The organism is Gorillibacterium massiliense, assembly GCF_000455485.1.
In the GTDB taxonomy this organism is placed as follows: domain Bacteria; phylum Bacillota; class Bacilli; order Paenibacillales; family NBRC-103111; genus Gorillibacterium; species Gorillibacterium massiliense.
In genome coordinates this window covers 1-17,037 of record NZ_CBQR020000089.1, presented here as the reverse complement: position 1 = coordinate 17,037, position 17,037 = coordinate 1, and the positions used below count along the sequence as shown (strand labels likewise).

The following is a 17,037-nucleotide window of genomic DNA, read 5'->3' as shown; positions in this document are numbered from 1 at the left end:
ACCAGCTTCGGCACACGTTCGGCAAGCGAATTATTGACCAGACGGGCAATATCAAGAAGACCCAAGAGCTTCTTCGACATCGGCATACTTCCAGCACAGAAGTCTACACGTTACATCGCAAAGAGGAATTGGATAGCGTATTACGACAACTCGATCATGTTATGTAAGAACAATAAACCAAGCAGTCGTCTCGTTTAATCGAGAGCATCTGCTTGGTTTTCTTAATATACGGTATGGATGGGAAATAACAAACCTATTCTATAACTCCGATGTATCTGCTTTATCAAACCCAATATCTCTATTGGATCTGATACAGCAGATAGATCAGATAAAATGAATGGGTGCGTTAAATCCGATGCATATTTAATTGCGGTTTTTGTTGAGGGATGGAATAGATACTTGATCAAACACAGGATTGGATTAGTCCGTCCTGTGAAATATAATCGATTGAAAATACGTAAGAAACCCGTCGATATCACAGAAATAATCTAAGAAATAGTACTGTTACTCGAAAAAAACTGCCCCATTTCGATAAAAAACAATGGTTGCATGTGTCGCCTCATCAAGGGTATCGCTCGAAAATGTCGCGGCTCCAGTGGATTCAATTTCATCAATACATTCCTGAATGATGTGCGTATGTGTGAATCGATAGACACGATTGATGGCTAGAAAACCAAATAGATAAGCGCGATTAAAGTGAAATTCGGTTGATGATATTGACGCACTGGATTTCCTTTCCGAAAAATGCAGTTCAATAAACAACAATGACGTGAGAACCAGCAATACGATAAGCAAGGACCAAGAGAAATTTCCAAGGAAAAACATGATGCTGATAGCGGTTAGGACGATATTGGATGCAATTAAGAGATACAACTTCTGTTTGGTGAGACTTACAGTTCCATAATAGGTCAAACGGATTGCTCCTTATTGGAATTTACGTACAGTACAGCGATGCCTAGATTCCTCAACTTTTCGGCAAGTTGCTCCGACTCATTATGAAATAAATGAAGGATATGGGGCGACCTCATCGCCAGTATGTCAATTCTCCACTCTCCTCGCATAACCTGATCCAACTGAGGACGCAATCCATCTGAGCCAGCTACATCTCGAATAACGAGGACATCCTCGATTGGAATGTTATAGTCCTTACAAAATTGTTGAAGGTCATATTGTTGTGCCGATAAAGTGCGCGGTGTTTCGCCGCGAATATAAAATCCGATTTTCTGTGATTTAATGTTGATGGTCAGCTTCTCCTTCACTGATTGTGAAATGAAGATGTTTGTTATTTTCATCCGTGTCATATTCTTGCTGAAATCTCAAGCGGTATCTTGAAGCTGAAAATTCTGGCGCATTCAGGTTGCTTTTCCTAGCTGTTTTCTTCAGCAATATGTCCAGCCTGCTTAGTATGATCAGGGCTATTGCAATCCATATGATTAATTGTGGTGTAATCATGTCCATCTTTATAACCTCCATATTTATCCAGTAAATCTATAGCGCCTAGTATAGCTGCTTCTTTCTCTCTTGCCAAGGATGTTTTTAGTTCTGTTCAGTTCAGGAAGAAAAAAGATAGTGATGTGTCCAGAATCAGATAAATTACAACATTTTACATATTGAAATTTGACTTCTCTCAGATACAAAATATAATCTCCATAATTCAAATGTTATGGAGGAAAGAACATGAAACAAGATTTAATCGAAAGCCAAATTCAACTACGCAAGCAAGAACTTACGCTTAAAATAAACGAACTTATTCTCGGTGAACGCAAACGATTTATTCAGCAATACGGTAAATATGAAAGTGTGGATTATCGTACAGTTGCCAACCAAACATTAACTGATGTACAAACAGAACAGCATTTGATGGGAAGCATGACAGTTGGCTGCTTTTATAAGGGCAGTCATAGCAAATTTCTCGTTTTTGACATCGATGTTAAAGACCCAGCTATTCCATTAGGGCTAATCCAATTGCTCAAGAATTACGGTTTCCAAGCCGAGGATATTCATCTGGAGGAAAGCGGAACGAAAGGTTGGCATCTCTGGCTCTTCTTCCAAACCCCGATAAGAATTGAACTGTTGGTTTCATTTGGGGATTTCATCCGTACACAGCTTGGTGTCTCTAAAACAAATATTGAGCTTCGACCCGAGAAACCGTCGAACAGTCGGCGGCATCAAGCTCCCTTTCGGGATTCATCGTAAAGTTATGCGTCGAACCTTATTTGTGGGGCATAATTTGCAAGCTCTTAATGACGCAATAGAATATTTCCTGCAAATCCGCCCAATGGATATTAACCGTTTTTATAAGATATGGCGAACAATCGAACCTGAAATGAATGAGGATATAAGTGAATCCTGTCAATGCAATTCTAATGTTGCGAAATCAAAACTTACTGCCGAAATTCCGCAGGGAAGCCTGTTTGCAGGATATACATTAGCGCAGAAGTTAATTCAATTCGGAATGGACCCCCAAGAGATGAAAGCAACTCGCCGCCGTCATTATTATCAGCTTTTTGTAATCTTGTATTATAAGCATGAAGGATACAGTCGTGAGGAAACTGCGAAGAAGGTCATTGAGTGGGCAATGAACGAAAGGCAATGCGGAAGATCTAATAGTACAGAACAGGAAATCATCTCGGACGTACAATCTGACGTAAAAGGCATCTATGACAATAACAAGCATTTCCCAGCAATGATTTGCGATGAGGTTCGTGTCAGTCAGCTGGACATAGCCTATGTCCGTACTATTAAGGATGAAACGACAAGAAAAATCGTATGGTGCATTATCATACTTGGTCGAATGTTCAATAATCAGGGGCAGTTCTTCTTTGCCATCAGACAAATCGGGGCTATTACAGGCTGTAAGAAGAGTACGGTACATGCGCGAGTGAAAGAGTTGATGAAGAACGGGCAATTAATGCTAATGCAACGAGGTAGCTACTACAAGCAACAGGCGAGTAGCTACTATATGCGAGTACTGGAAGAGTGGCGTCCCGATGCAACATTGCCCTCAGGGGCGACAACATTCCAAGGAGTTTTCGAGGATACATATGCACTGGTCAATACGGAGGAAAAGCCGCTATGAACGTTCTCTTCTGTGATCAGTCCCTGCTCAAATTCGGGTACAGCGTTTATCATGTCTCGGCTTCATCATGTACATTAGTAGCAGCTGGATTACTGCAATTGAACGGAAAAACTGAAATCATGAATCGACTGTTAGAAATTGAAGACTGGCTAGTTGAAATGATTGCCGCCTATGACATACAGCACGTTGTAATCGAGGAAATTCAGATGCAGCGTAATGTGAGGACTTACCGTAAGCTCTGCATGCTCTTTTACGCCATAGAAAGTTTATGCTGGCGTAAAGGCATTCCATTCGAAAGCATACATGTCACTACATGGCGAACACATGGTATTAAGAACATGTTAAACCTGCCCGATGGTAAGAAGATGACATTATACAATTATTTTTATAATCAGTTCAAATATATCCCATCATACGACCATAATGTTAGCGATGCACTTTCTATGGGCTTTTTTTGGAGTCGTTTCACTTATCCGCACGCGAATGTCATTATGGATAGATTAGGCGACGAAGTGCAATCGGTGGAAAATGGTAAAAGAAATGATTGACAGTTGCAGCCTTGCTTTGCTAGAATTCATATCAAGCTCATTCGAGCGATTTAGACAAATTAAACTTTATATGTAACACCCAAGGATACCGACATCTTCGGATGTGCGGAATCGGTCTTACTGAGTGGCAGTAGTCACACAGTAAGCGCTCATCTTAATTTTTTACTTCTAATCAGCCTATCTAACAGGGAGCAGTCTATCCCTTGAAGATAGGAACTGAATAGAAGATGAGATGAGAAACGATTCTCATACGGTAAAACCTTGGGTGTTTTTGGTTTATAGCCAACCCCCAGGGAGTCCAATAGGACTCCCTTTGCTCTTTTGAAAACTGAATATCGCCCGTCATCCTAATACGGCAAAGCATAACGGGGAAACAAGCGATCCAACGACGGAGGAATTCTCATGAAATCAACGGAAATAACGCCAGCATCTTCAATCTTGCAATACGACAAGGAATATGACCGATGGGGATATCAGTCTGGCAAAGAAGCCTGGCTGATAGACTATCTCCACTGCGGAGATGTTTTCTACTTGGAAATTGGCGAACAGAAACTGAAATGCCGAATCGAGATGGACAACGACTGGTATGTCATTAGCAGCAACAAAAGATTCAAGCTTCATCCAAAAGAACAATACGAAATTATCATTCCATAAAAGGGGAAATTCAAGTGGCAAATTATATCACAAACCTACTCACGATTTTTGGAACAAAACAAGAAGTCGAACAAGTTATCACTTCAATGAAAGATGATGAGGCGCACGATGAAAAACCAGAGCTAACACTGGATTTTGAAAAGATTGCACCTACTCCTGACGATAAATACTTCACTGAAAAAATGAAAGCAAAGGGTATAAAAATGCCCCTTTCTCATGCAATTGTGGACTGGCGATATAATAACTGGGGAACGAAATGGAATCCAGAAACGGCACGTTATATTAATGCAAACACCATTTCTTTAACCACAGCTAATGGAGCTGTAATTCAAATCGTGAAGAAATTATCAACTATGAATAAAAAGTTAGATTTCCAAATTTGCTGGTCAGATTCAGGAAATAGAGGCTCCGATCAAGGTGTTCTCAGATATAAAGCTGGAAAACTCAAATACGAATATGTACCTCGACGTGAGAGTTTGAATGCTAATAAGCTAAACGATCTCATTGAGAATAGAAGCATTCGTGCAATCAATCGTTTGGTTGAGGGGATTTTCAAATGATAAACAATCTAATACCAGGCATCCAACTCAACCGCATCTACCAACGTGACTGCATTCAGGGAATGAAGATGCTTCCCTCCAATAGCATTGATCTCATCATCGCCGATCCTCCGTATAATATTGCTAAGGATGGCGCTAACGCAGATATGAAGCATTTGAGGTTCAAGACAATCTATGAAGAATGGGACTATATAGAAGATTTTGAGACGTTCAACAAGGCTTGGTTAGAGGAATGCTACAGGGTGCTAAAGCCGAAAGGCTCGATCCTCTGCTACGGCACGCACCATAACCTATTTCAAGTTGGTTATCTGATGTCGAAGATTGGCTTCCAAATAAAAATCAAGTATGAATGGCAGAAAACTAATCCTCCACCTAGCTTCTTAGGGAAAAATCCAAGATTCGCAACGGAATCTATCATATGGGCAACAAAACAATCTGGTGGTAAATATAAGCGCAGCTATGCTCACAAAATCAATGACGGTAAAAATATAACGAACGTGTTTACAACAAGTCTTACTCCGCCAAGGGAAAAGAAGCACGGCAAGTTCCCATGCCAAAAGCCGCTTGAACTATCGGTGAAACTAATGAATTTGCACTCTGACCGTGAAGACCTTGTGCTTATTCCCTTCTGTGGAAGCGGCACTGAATGCTTGGCAGCACAAATAACAGGACGCCATTTCATCACGTTTGAACGAGAAACTGCATACATAGAGCTAGCCAATATTCGCTTAGAGAATACCGATGATTTGAAGAACACAGTGTCGCACTTGTTGGAAGATTAGGAAGTTCGCGAACCAGTTCATTACTCTTGATAATTCCTGTGCTGTCAGCAGTTCATATAGAGCGAAGTTTATAGAATTTCCTGGATCGAGCTATAATTCATAGTCACCAACAAACAAGAGATTCCTTCCCTCCACTGAGGGGTTGTAATAGTACAAGATCAGAGCCACATAAAAATAAAATATCGAAATACCGAGAGGAGAATGCCCTTATGTCAAGGGATTTAAATAAATCATTCCGTATTCACATTCAGTCAGGGCAAGGCAACCTACATGAACTTATCGATGATCTTGCCAAACAAGTGGTTCATAAAAATGTAGATGAATTCCACGCCAATAACAACCGAGTAAAAAAAATCGCAGCTTTAGGACGTGCAGTATAACCAAGCCTATCGTAGCTTGAACTCAATACATTCCAGCGGTCCCTTTGGTGAACGATCTTACGCCAAAGGGATTTGCTTTTATATAAAAGGAGAAATAAAAATGAAAAGAGCAGCTATTTATGTACGTGTAAGTACAACCAAAGACAGCCAGAAAGACAGCCCTGAGCATCAGGCAAGCGTATGTAAAGAACGAGCAAGGCAGATGGAGTTTGCAGTTAGCGAAGATATAGTTTACGAGGACAGAGATACAGGAACGACGATTATAGACCGCCCTGCCATACAGCAACTGCTCGAAGACGCTCGGAAAAGGCGTTTTGATATTGTTATCTTTGCTGCTATGTCGCGTTTTGCTCGTGATACAGGTGACGCATTGGATTTGAAGAGGAAATTGGTGAATGCATTAGGCGTTCGGCTTATCTCCATCGACGAAGGATATGATTCAGGAGTCGACTTGGATGAGTTAAAATTTACGATTATGTCAGCTGTAAACCAGAAATTCAGCGAACAGATCAGCGAAAGTTCTCGCCGCGGAAAAAGGGAATCGGCAGCTAAAGGGAATTTTACAGGTAGTAAAGCCCCTTATGGGTACAAGAGGCTAGTTACGGATAAGGCTAAAATATTAGTTCCTAATGAGGAAACAAAGCATGTTGTGCAGACCATATACCAACTGTACACCGCTAATAAAATGGGTGAGAAAGCAATTGTTAATTACTTAAATGAAAAAGGAATCCATGCGCCGATCAAGAAATTGTGGGGACTCTCTACAGTCCAAGGGATACTACAGAATGAGGCGTACATTGGAAGCAATACCTTCTGTAAATATGAAACGAAAAAAATCTTCCCTGATATCAACAATATGGCTGACCGTAGAAAAGTACAAGTCAAGCGCGACAGATCTGAATGGAAAAAAGCGAATAACCCAAACACGCATGAAGGCATCATCGATGAAGAGACGTTTTGGTTAGCACAGAAGTTACGACTAGAACGAGGTGGTGGACAGCGAGGCGGTATTCGTAATAAAGCAAATGTGTTTGCAGGAATCATCAAATGCGCTGATTGTGGAGCTGCTATGGTTAGCATGAGGTCCAAGGCTCGTAAGACGGACCCAGAGGGGCAAGAGTATCGCTATCTCATCTGCTCCAAGAGGCGTAGACAAGGGGATGCAGGTTGTTATAACAATTATTGGCTTCCTTACTATCCGTTTCGTGACGAACTGCTTGAATGGCTCTCATCAGCCTTCAGAGAGATATCCTCCGCAGAAGAATTGTTCGAAAAACACAAAGGACTCATTAGAATAAACCAGCGCGATATTGAACTTGAAATTACTAAAGTAAAAAAGGCAATAACGTTGAATCGCGATTGTGTGTTTCAACTTCGCAAAGCGAAAATGCTTGGAGAAATCGAAGATGAAGAACAGTACGAACACGAGAAATCTTCGTACGAAACTGAGATTAAGGAGCTTGAAGGACGCTTGGCTCGTATGATTTCCGAGCAACAACAGCAAATGGATTTGACAGCTTTATACGAGAACGTCATGGAGATGCTCGATGAACTGCTAGATATTGATTTTGATCAGTTTGACGAGATGCAACTGATCCTGAAACGACTTATATCGGAAATCGCGGTACATCAATCTGGCGAAGTTAAAGTCATGACTACATTCGGTATTCCATTAAGTGAAATGCAAACGAATTCGGTTGAGGTGGGGAGTGTGTAAGTCGCACTCTCTTTTTTGATATATGACAAGGAGGAACCTATCAATGGCTAAAAGAAAGAATATGATTGTTGCGAATTGCTTGCAAGAATTGAAGAATGAAATTGAGTCTACTAACCGACTATTAGAAATAATGGAATCAACATTAGCGAGATATGCGGAATCGTATAGTAACAAGATTTACAGGGCAAATAGAAAGAAAAATGTCATTGCAACAAGCCAGACCAGGATACGGATATTAGGTCTCTATGTTCCGAGATCAACCTGATTATTAAAATGATGTCCGATAATTTAGAGTAGATCAAATAATGGGATAAATATGCTACAATTTGGATAATTAAGTCCTTCAATGTCGGAGGTGTCCTGATGCCGAAGCCCTTAACCGAGAATGAGGTCAACCGATTTACTCAACTGTTAGACGATAGACAACGTGCCTTTCTCGAAGACTATGTGAAACAAAGCAAAAAGAGCAAATGGCTAGAGCAGTTAGCTCGGAAAAAAGGCATCGTTCTTCAGGATAATATGTCCACCACAGACATTTGGAACAAAATAAATGATTGGGAGTTAAAAGAGATTTTAGACGGCGGATACGGAGAACGTCCCTATCGGTGCGAATGCGGGATGCCGCTTCGTTTTTGCTTCATTGTTCACCATCGTCAAGAAAATAAAACCTATAGACTCGGGGAAACCTGCTTAACCAACTATACAATGCTATCTCCCGATCTTATCAAAGATATAACCAATGGATTTCATACCATTGATCTTGAACGCGATGATATTCTAACCAAGTTTGAACGGGGCTGGCGGTTACCTGAGTATTATGAGGGTCTCCCTCTACCTGATCCTATTACTCAACAGATTGGGATTGGACTTCCTCTGTCCACGAAACAATTGGATAGAATTGAGCAGCAATTTAAGCATGAGTTACAGCGAAAGCTAAAAGAACAGGAATTGGCAAGGTTAGCGCGAATACGAGAACAACGGAACAATATGGTTTCTTCTTCCCTCCAAGTATCAAGTGTGTCAGTTGAATCTTCCGAGAAGGTTACATACGAAGAAGTCCTATCCAGACACTTGGAGCAATTAAAGCAAATACGCGAAAATGAGTTCAGGCTCACAAGTCCTAAAATGCATACGAAATGGCTGAGCATTCAGCAGACGTTAAAGGGTTTAAGAAGAGGACAGGCTTTCGATTACTCGAAGTTTCTAATGCAGATGTTCGAGTTGTTGTATTATTTAGGTTTATATTAAGAAAAGAAAAAACCAAGCGAATGCTCGTTTTAGGCATCGCTTGGTTCTTATTTTGGAAATTATTCGTCGGTAATATATCTATGATAGCATACCTATTCAGGGGTTTCCTTAGCTTGAATTAACGGAGGGCAAAGTTTATGTTTATGTACGAACTGGAAGAGATTAAAAATGCTGAGATCCTCAGTGACATAATTAGCAATACGTATCGAAATCACAATTTAGATGAAGCACTGAAATTGATTAAAAAGACAGGGATTTGCGTTGATTTTTTTGGCTCAGGCAAACCCAAAAATGAAAAAATGTTTAATAGAGCAATGGAAACAGTACAGAGTTTAATATCCGATAATGATGAGACTAAAAAACTTAATGCGTTTCAGACAGAAGTTACAATACTGAACAGTCTATATAAAAGGTTGACTGATGATTATGTTAGCCCAATTGAGCAGCAAATTCCCAACGATCTACATGTAGCTGCATATTTGATTGGATTAGAATTGTTTTTATCTAATGACATTAACAGGTTAAAGTACTCTGAACTCAATAATAATAGAGCTGATTTTTTTGAAAATGTGGCTGAATCCTCAGGGAATGTGTTGCAGTATCTTATTAAGCACAAAAAATTTCCATTAGAAAATTCGGAATTGAAGATAGATTTTGAAATTACAAAAATTGCTTTTTCACATGTGAGAAGTTCAGAATACAGAGAAATTCTTGATATACTTCGTGAAGCTTGGAGCTATTTTGAAGTAGATATTAAACAGGACGATTTTATTACGGCATATTCGAAAAGTGACAGAACAATGGGAAAACAGATCTCACACATGAAATTTTTAGATGTTCGGAATGCCAAGCAAGCCAAACATAGTTATACTCAGGTGCAAATGTTCGGAAATGGTTCAACAATTTCAAAAACGAGGAAACTGCCGCCAACTGATTTTATTTCCTATAATGAACGAATGACCTGTGAGTTTATAGAAGAATATTTCTCTACGAGAGACTTGGCATTGAAGTTTCTTGATATATCCATTGCTGAGTTTATTAGAGCCTACAGTATTATTGCAGTTGAATGCGAACTGTTCATGAAAAAGCGAAAACTAAAATCAAAGAATACCCATGTCTCTCTAAGCGATGTTTGTGTATCGAAAACTAAGAAAAAATGGATTTATTTGTTCATCGAATGGGGACTTACACATAAGAATGCTGAAAAAATATTTGATGCTTTGGTATTTGACAAGCATCTAAGGATCTGTTTGACTGCCCTCTATTAAAGGTCGGCGAGGAATATATTGTTCTTCCTTCTATAGCATCAGTTACAGATCCTTCTCGTGCGTTACTATCGAATTTGAAAAGTAAAAAAGCGGAAGTTAATATTAAGGGAGAGTTGTTTGAAGAGCAAATTAGAACAACTGTTCAAAGAGCTGGAATCCACGTTATTCATTTGGAAAAGAAAGATTATGAATGTGATGCTGTATTTTCATTAAACAATGATTTGTTTTTTGTGGAGGCTAAGCATCTAAACGATCCGACTTCATATCGAGAATATATGAGGAATTTGGAGGAAATACACGATGCTGTGAATCAATTGAATAGAATTGCTGATTATTACGAACATGAGGAGAAGTTGGAGGAAATAAAGATTAGACTTGGTATTAAATCTATAAATTGTATATATAGAATAGTCGTTACAAATACATCACAAGGTGAAAAATTGAAAATTGAGGGAGTCTACGCTATCGACGATATTGGGTTCTTGGGTTATTTGTTGAGAAAACCTCCACGTAAACATCTTATGCATAAGGATAGTTTCCACTCTACTCCTATTCTCGATGAATATTATGTAGGCGTCCCTAGTTCCAAGCAATTTATTGACTTTTTAGAAAACAATCCTTTTATTGATCATTATAAGCAAAGGATAGAGTATGTCACTTACGATTACTCTGAACAACTCGGATTGAAATTTGTTGATTTTGGAGTGAAAGTAAATACGATTGTTAGTGTTGATAAGCTAACACCTAGCGAGTTAGAAGAACTGAACCAGTTATTTTGAAGTCTTAGAATTCCTGAAACATAAGGCATATTTTAAAAAATCGAATCTATTACATATGATGTGAATCTTGAATTGTACAACCAAAAACCTAAAGATGGAGGAATTATAAGATGGCAAAGAAGATTTTCTTTGGGAATTACAAAGGTGGAGTTGGTAAAACTACAAGCGTCTATCAAATCGGGCTGTGGCTTGCACGAAAAAATCATAAAATTCTAATGCTGGACCTTGATCCGCAATGTTCTCTATCTGACATTTGTAGAAGTAAGATTGCAGATAAAAACTATTCAGAGTTTTCGTTAAATCATATTATTGAACTGTATAGTCGTTATATTCGAGATAACTTAACGGATCTGGATTTATTGATGAGAAAAGAACGGGGCATAAAATCTTATTTACATGAACTAAAGCCTCAGGTAATTAAGCACTTGGCTACCAATATCGACTTTGTACCTTCAACGTTAATCTATCGTAATGCTAGATTGAATGATCTGGCTTCAAGAATGGAACAGAATCCCCTTAACGTGTTTATAATGGCTTTGTTTATTGATGACCTAGCACTAGACGATGAATATGATTATATTTTATTTGATTGTCCACCCACCAGTAATATGTTGATTCATAGTGTTTTTCTTGCTTCAGATTACTATTTGATTCCTACCATTGGTGATAAAATTAGTATCAATGGGGTGCCAGATTATATTACGGAAATTGAAGATGTTCATACTCGTTACGCAATGAATAATGAAATCGGTGGCATATTGCTTCATACAGTTTTTAAAGAAAAGCCGAAATTGATCGGAGTACTTGAAACAATCTATAAGGAACGTAGAGGAGAAAAAGATGTAAGGTATCTCAAAGAGCTAGATGATGCGATAAATGCAACTAATATAGATTCATTAATTTCAAAACCTGAATTTAAAGATTTTAGATATAATAACTATCAGTCGTTTAGTTCAAAACATATATTTTTTAAGGATATCGATAATTTAGTGGATATACCACGATATACATCAGGAACTATTGCACATACTGAATATGAGAAGATTACAGAACAAATAGTTCAAATTACAAGGTGATCGTAGTGATTGGAGTGTTAGCAAATGGAAGCAAGTAAGCCCATACAAACAAAAAAAATTCTAAAAAAAGCTCGAGAATTATCATTGCTTTTGGAAAATGAAAAGGATAAGTTGAGTCAGACATGCCCTGAAGCTTTATTTTCAAAATTACAACAGGCATGTAATTTGGTTCAGCAGTCAATAGTTGAATTGGAAAATTATGAACGTTCATTTTTGGAAAAAAAGCAAACAACGGTTAAACCAAAAGTAGAAATTGATATCCGAGAAATTAACTCAATAACTGTCGATAATTTCTTGATTAACGATAACTACTCCGTATACAAATACTTTGAGGATGTATTTTTCACTGAATACGTATCAAATTCAGACGATGCCCTAAAGAAATTATCACTAACAGATCTAAAGTTTATGTACTATTTATTAACTGGAATTTTAATAAAGGGTAAAGTAACTAAAAATGAGGTATTCAGCAATATCAAGTCGTACTTAGACAATCAAAAGCGAACTAAAACAATGTTATAGATGAGTTTGTTCGGTGTGTTTCAAACCACATGAGGAACGTTATGCAAAAGCTGAACGTCAAGGGCCGTTCGCAAGCGGTTGTTGAGCTCATCAAGCTTGGGGAGCTGAAGATTTAGTGTGATGCTGCGACCCGGCTGAAACTTTATACCCCTTTAGGATTCCGCCGGACAGCGGAATCTTTTTTTTGCGAAAAGGCCGGCTGGAAACGCGTGGAAAAATATACATGGGTAACAATTCTGCAACCTTTCTTGATGAGAATACGCCTATTCTATAACAGAAATGGCTCAACCAGATAAAAAGGAAAGAGAGAGTTCTCATGAAGAAAACCATACCATTCGGAATCCTCTCCGTCGCGTTGATTGGAATGCTGCTGACGGCATGCTCAAAGCAAGATGAGAAAGCGGCCGAACCGGTTCAACCTACCCAGGCAATCACGCAAGACAGCGCATCCCTGGCAGACAAGGATCATCCGGCATCGGTAAAACCGGAGGCAGCCGCAACCTTGGAGTCAACCGCAAGTCCGGAGGCTTCTGCGACTCCGGGGTCTTCCGCCAAGCCGGCAACACTAGCCGACCAGAAGCAGACCGCCGAGCCGACGGCCAATAGCGGAAGCCAGATTACGGTGGTAGGCGACTCCGTTATGCTGGATATTAAACCCTACATTGAGCAAGCACTGCCCAGCATTCATGTCGATGGCAAGGTCGGCCGCCAGATGCGCAACGGGGAAGATATCATCTCAAGCCTTCATGCCCAAGGCAAGCTCGGTTCGACGGTCGTCATCGCTTTAGGCACGAATGGTGTGCTTAGCCGCGGCAAGTTTGAAAAGTTTCTGGAAACTTTGAAGGATGTTCCCCATATTGTGCTCGTGAATACGCGTGTTCCCCGCGACTGGGAAGCGAACGTGAATGCGACGCTCAAAGATGCGGCAGATCGCTTTCCGAATGTAACCCTTATTGACTGGTTTGGGACAAGCGCGCATCATAACGAGTATTTCTCCAAAGACGGGGTTCACTTAACCACAACCGGCTCCAAGGCCTATACCGATATGTTGGTAGCGGCTCTGAACAAATTGTAAAGGGAATCGGATTGATCAAACCGAAATAAAACCCGAACAGACCGCTCCGCGCACTTTTGCCGGGGAGCGGTCTGTTTGCATGGTCTGCGCCGGTAAATGGGACAGGCTGTCTGCTGATCTTGCGCTCATTCCCACTCCTGGGGGGCCAGCTTGCGGCTGATGATACGGAAGCCGAAGGGGTCCAGGCTGATGGACATCTTCCCATCCCGGATGTGAACAGCCTCACCGGAGAGGGCGTCTATCCAGTCGTCGGTTTCGAAGGGATGCGTAAGCGTCGTCGGTTCGCTGTGATTATTCATCCAGATCATGAAATGCATGCTGTCGTCAATCCGTTCATAGATGATCCGTTTATCCCCCAAGTCCGCCTTGAGAAAATGGAACTGACCGCTGCGCAGCACTTGGTTGTTTTTGCGCAAGTTGATCATCAGCTTGTAAAAGTCGTAAAGTTCATGGTCCTGCTTCTTCGGATCCCACTCCATGCACCTCCGGCATTCCGGATCGTTGCCGCCCTTGAGTCCGATCTCGTCACCATAATAAATGCAGGGCGTTCCCATATAAGTCATCAGAAAAACGACGGCCAGCTTCAGCTTGCGCTTGTCCTCGCCGCAGCGGGTGAGAGCCCGGTCCGTATCATGGCTGCAGAGCAGGTTAAAGACAACTTCATTGGCTTGCTGCGGATACCGCATCAGCAAGTACCCCATGCTATTGGCGAAGGAGAAACCGTCCAGATTGCCGTTTGCAAAAAACTCCAACACTTTGCTGGAAAAAGGATAGTTCATCACCGAGTCGAACTGGTCTCCAAGTAGCCAGGCGATGGAATCGTTCCAGACTTCGCCGATGATATAGGCGTCGGGATTGGCCTCCTTCACGACAGATCGGAAATCCCGCCAAAAATGATGGTCGATCTCGTTGGCCACATCCAGCCGCCAGCCGTCCAGTTTGATATCTCCGATCCAGTAGCGGGCAACATCCAGCAAGTATTTCTTCACTTCCGGATTTGCGGTATTGAGTTTGGGCATGGCACCGAAAAAACCGAAGGTATCATAGGTCGGGATGCCGTCTTTCACTTGCACGGGGAATTCGTGGATGTGATACCAGTCGGCGTATTTGGACTGTTCTCCCTTTTCCCGCACGTCTTTGAACGCGAAAAAATTTTCGCTGCTGTGGTTGAACACTGCATCCAGCACGACCCGAATCCCCCGGCGATGGCATTCGTCCACCAGTTCCTTCAACTGCTCATTGGTGCCGAAAGCAGGGTCGATTTTTTTGTAGTCCAGCGTATCGTACTTGTGATAGGCCGGCGATTCGAACAAGGGGGTAAAATAAATCGCGTTTACACCCAGGTCTTGCAAATAGTCCAGATGGTCCTGAACGCCTTTCAGGTCGCCGCCCATGTAGTTGGTGTAGGTAGGCGCCGATCCCCATGGTTCAACGTTCTCTGGATCGTTGGAAGGATCTCCGTTGCAAAAGCGTTCGGGAAAGATTTGATAAAACACGGCGTTTTTCGCCCACTCCGGAGGAGTAAATACGTCGATCGCATGAATGTAAGGAAACTCAAAATAGCCTCCCGGCGGTTGCGGCTGGTAGGAGGTGATGCCGTTTTCCGTCATCCATTCGGTCTCGTTTCCAGCCGTGATTTTAAAGCCGTAAGTCAGCCGTTTGTATTTTGGGCGGAAGGCGACTTCCCAGTAGTCGAAAAGCGCATCGGAAGCCGTCTTCAGCATCTCTTTTTCCCGGTAGGTGCGTCCCCAATCGTATTTATCCCCGGCTGCCACGTAGACATGTTCCACATCGTTTCGTTTGGTGCGGAAGCGCAGGTGAATGGTCCGTTTATCATAAGCGTAGGACCAGTTGTTTCGTTGTCCGTGGTAAAAAGCTTCCAGATGCATCGCGTCTCCCCCGTCTCTATTCGAGTGCTTCTTTTCTATTACACGCCAGAGGCCAGGAAGAATCAGCGGCTAAGATATCCATTCCCTACTTTTCAGGCTGGCGGCGTACTTGTACAATGGTAACAATAGTTTGCCCATAAAAAGGAGTAATCATCGGATGGAACGTTGGTATGAACGGAGCTTCGGGAGAGATTACTTACTGGTGTATAAACATAGGGATTTTCAAAGAGCCCAGGCGGAGGTTCATGAAATGGTCCGCTGGCTTTCGCTCAAGCCGGGAGTGGAGGTTCTTGATCTTTGCTGCGGCATGGGGCGGCATTCCATGGCTCTGGCGGATGCGGGGTATCAGGTAACGGGAGTGGATCTGTCCGACGTTCTGCTTGCCGAGGCACGGCGGTTGGATCCCGCTGGCCGCATGAAGTGGGTGAAAGGGGACATGCGCAGGATTCCGCTGTCCGGACCTTTTGATGCCGTTGTTAACTTGTTTACGTCCTTCGGTTATTTTACGGTAAGACGGGGAGGAACCTCAAGGTTTTGCAGGAAATAACACGACTGCTCGCTCCCGGCGGCAAATTCCTGATTGATTTTCTGAATCCCGAGGTGGTCCGGAAAACCCTTGTACCGTACTCCGAACGCTTGGACGAGGAAACCTTGATTAAGGAACGCCGGTCCATAGCCGACGGATTTGTGCGAAAAAAAATCGCCATCACTCATACTGGCGCCCATGCCGGTGAGCCGGAGCGGCACTATGAGGAACAAGTAAAGTTGTACTCGCTGAATGATTTTGAGACCATGTTAGCCCAAGCGGGGTTGCACCTGCAGCGCGTTTATGGAGATTATGATGGCAGCGAATATGAGGAGATGACATCCTCGCGTATCATCATGACGGGCATCAAGGGAGGGATAATGGAGTCATGAACGGCCGAATCGACACCTTGGAAGGATTATTCAGAATCAAGATGCCGTTGCCTTTCCCTCTGCGAACCATTAATGCTTATCTGTTACCGGAAGCGGAAGGAGGGTATACTCTCGTCGATCCGGGCTTGAACACGCCTGAGGCGATAGAAGCTTGGCTTACGGTTATGCAAAGCTTAAAGATCGGCTTTGGGAATATCCGCCGTATCGTGCTGACCCATCATCACCCGGATCATTACGGTCTTGCCGGCTGGTTTCAGGAACGCTCCGGAGCGCCGGTTTATCTCTCAGAGATGGGACGTTTGCAAGCCCAGCGGCTGTGGGGTGATGATCCGATCTTGACGGAGGCGATTTATCGGCTGTTTCAAAAGCATGGGATGGACGAGTCTCATCTCGCTGAGCTGATTCCGCATCTAAACGGGTTTGTCCCGATGGTTAGTCCTCACCCGGAAGTGACCGTCTTGTGTGACGGAGACACCATAACCATGGGAGGCAGAAGCTGGCTGGCGCTGGAGACGCCTGGCCACGCATCGGGGCATCTCGTC

At 42.1% G+C, this 17,037-nt stretch carries 21 protein-coding genes and 1 pseudogene; 18 read left to right on the top strand and 4 right to left on the bottom strand.

The window, feature by feature from the left end:
- Positions 1-504: 504 nt before the first annotated feature.
- The 3 genes from TJ79_RS10215 to TJ79_RS28090 form a co-directional block, all read right to left on the bottom strand.
- Positions 505-912 (bottom strand): hypothetical protein, encoded by a 408-nt coding sequence (locus tag TJ79_RS10215; RefSeq protein WP_040950204.1) that lies wholly within the window; start codon positions 910-912, stop codon positions 505-507.
- Positions 909-1,259 carry a recombinase family protein gene (locus tag TJ79_RS28095; protein ID WP_040950203.1) on the bottom strand — a complete coding sequence of 117 codons (351 nt, stop codon included), beginning with the start codon at positions 1,257-1,259 and terminating at the stop codon, positions 909-911. The genes TJ79_RS10215 and TJ79_RS28095 overlap by 4 nt, the downstream gene beginning before the upstream one ends.
- 107 nt (positions 1,260-1,366) lie before the next feature.
- Positions 1,367-1,528, bottom strand: coding sequence for a hypothetical protein (locus tag TJ79_RS28090; RefSeq protein WP_238322932.1), 162 nt, complete (start codon positions 1,526-1,528; stop codon positions 1,367-1,369).
- Between the two features lie 149 nt (positions 1,529-1,677).
- Between TJ79_RS28090 and TJ79_RS10200 the strand changes: the two genes are divergently transcribed.
- The 15 genes and pseudogenes from TJ79_RS10200 (at position 1,678) to TJ79_RS10135 (ending at position 13,688) form a co-directional block, all read left to right on the top strand.
- Positions 1,678-2,196 carry a TOTE conflict system archaeo-eukaryotic primase domain-containing protein gene (locus TJ79_RS10200; RefSeq protein WP_040950201.1) on the top strand — a complete coding sequence of 173 codons (519 nt, stop codon included), beginning with the start codon at positions 1,678-1,680 and terminating at the stop codon, positions 2,194-2,196.
- A gap of 4 nt (positions 2,197-2,200) precedes the next feature.
- Entirely contained in the window at positions 2,201-3,079 is an 879-nt protein-coding gene (locus TJ79_RS10195; protein ID WP_155987840.1) for a hypothetical protein, read from the top strand.
- The gene (locus TJ79_RS10190) at positions 3,076-3,627 is read left to right on the top strand and encodes a crossover junction endodeoxyribonuclease RuvC (protein ID WP_040950199.1); all 552 of its coding nucleotides are present in this window, start codon (positions 3,076-3,078) and stop codon (positions 3,625-3,627) included. Before TJ79_RS10195 ends, TJ79_RS10190 begins: the two co-directional genes overlap by 4 nt.
- Positions 3,628-4,029: 402 nt before the next feature.
- The gene (locus TJ79_RS10185) at positions 4,030-4,281 is read left to right on the top strand and encodes a DUF5348 domain-containing protein (protein WP_052339457.1); all 252 of its coding nucleotides are present in this window, start codon (positions 4,030-4,032) and stop codon (positions 4,279-4,281) included.
- 14 nt (positions 4,282-4,295) lie between these two features.
- On the top strand, positions 4,296-4,841 hold the full coding sequence (locus TJ79_RS10180; protein WP_040950198.1) for a DUF1281 family ferredoxin-like fold protein: 546 nt from the start codon (positions 4,296-4,298) through the stop codon (positions 4,839-4,841).
- Entirely contained in the window at positions 4,838-5,623 is a 786-nt protein-coding gene (locus TJ79_RS10175) for a DNA-methyltransferase (protein WP_238322930.1), read from the top strand. The genes TJ79_RS10180 and TJ79_RS10175 overlap by 4 nt, the downstream gene beginning before the upstream one ends.
- Positions 5,624-5,832: 209 nt before the next feature.
- Positions 5,833-6,003 (top strand): hypothetical protein, encoded by a 171-nt coding sequence (locus TJ79_RS27165; RefSeq protein WP_155987839.1) that lies wholly within the window; start codon positions 5,833-5,835, stop codon positions 6,001-6,003.
- 100 nt (positions 6,004-6,103) lie between these two features.
- Positions 6,104-7,720: a recombinase family protein gene (locus tag TJ79_RS10170; RefSeq protein ID WP_040950197.1), complete on the top strand. Its 1,617-nt coding sequence runs from the start codon at positions 6,104-6,106 to the stop codon at positions 7,718-7,720.
- Between the two features lie 363 nt (positions 7,721-8,083).
- Positions 8,084-8,968 carry a hypothetical protein gene (locus TJ79_RS10160; protein ID WP_040950195.1) on the top strand — a complete coding sequence of 295 codons (885 nt, stop codon included), beginning with the start codon at positions 8,084-8,086 and terminating at the stop codon, positions 8,966-8,968.
- Between the two features lie 137 nt (positions 8,969-9,105).
- On the top strand, positions 9,106-10,236 hold the full coding sequence (locus tag TJ79_RS25885) for a hypothetical protein (protein ID WP_052339456.1): 1,131 nt from the start codon (positions 9,106-9,108) through the stop codon (positions 10,234-10,236).
- Positions 10,237-10,310: 74 nt separating this feature from the next.
- Positions 10,311-11,015 carry a hypothetical protein gene (locus tag TJ79_RS25880; RefSeq protein ID WP_155987838.1) on the top strand — a complete coding sequence of 235 codons (705 nt, stop codon included), beginning with the start codon at positions 10,311-10,313 and terminating at the stop codon, positions 11,013-11,015.
- 110 nt (positions 11,016-11,125) lie between these two features.
- Positions 11,126-12,091: a ParA family protein gene (locus TJ79_RS10150; protein ID WP_052339454.1), complete on the top strand. Its 966-nt coding sequence runs from the start codon at positions 11,126-11,128 to the stop codon at positions 12,089-12,091.
- 24 nt (positions 12,092-12,115) lie between these two features.
- Entirely contained in the window at positions 12,116-12,613 is a 498-nt protein-coding gene (locus TJ79_RS10145; RefSeq protein WP_040950194.1) for a hypothetical protein, read from the top strand.
- An 11-nt stretch (positions 12,614-12,624) separates the two neighbouring features.
- Positions 12,625-12,729 (top strand): annotated as a pseudogene (locus tag TJ79_RS10140) (LuxR C-terminal-related transcriptional regulator); the annotation flags it as partial.
- A gap of 200 nt (positions 12,730-12,929) precedes the next feature.
- Complete coding sequence (locus tag TJ79_RS10135; protein ID WP_040950193.1) at positions 12,930-13,688, top strand: SGNH/GDSL hydrolase family protein; 759 nt, start codon at positions 12,930-12,932, stop codon at positions 13,686-13,688.
- Positions 13,689-13,813: 125 nt separating this feature from the next.
- Here the strand turns inward: TJ79_RS10135 and TJ79_RS10130 are convergent, their stop codons facing one another.
- Positions 13,814-15,577, bottom strand: coding sequence for an alpha-glycosidase (locus TJ79_RS10130; protein ID WP_040950192.1), 1,764 nt, complete (start codon positions 15,575-15,577; stop codon positions 13,814-13,816).
- A gap of 157 nt (positions 15,578-15,734) precedes the next feature.
- Between TJ79_RS10130 and TJ79_RS28565 the strand changes: the two genes are divergently transcribed.
- From TJ79_RS28565 to TJ79_RS10120, 3 genes are all read left to right on the top strand, one after another.
- Positions 15,735-16,124: a class I SAM-dependent methyltransferase gene (locus TJ79_RS28565; protein ID WP_337588938.1), complete on the top strand. Its 390-nt coding sequence runs from the start codon at positions 15,735-15,737 to the stop codon at positions 16,122-16,124.
- On the top strand, positions 16,112-16,495 hold the full coding sequence (locus TJ79_RS28560) for a hypothetical protein (RefSeq protein ID WP_337588937.1): 384 nt from the start codon (positions 16,112-16,114) through the stop codon (positions 16,493-16,495). Before TJ79_RS28565 ends, TJ79_RS28560 begins: the two co-directional genes overlap by 13 nt.
- Positions 16,492-17,037 (top strand): MBL fold metallo-hydrolase (locus tag TJ79_RS10120; protein ID WP_040950191.1); only part of this gene is annotated, 546 nt, incomplete at its 3' end. The genes TJ79_RS28560 and TJ79_RS10120, both read left to right, overlap by 4 nt.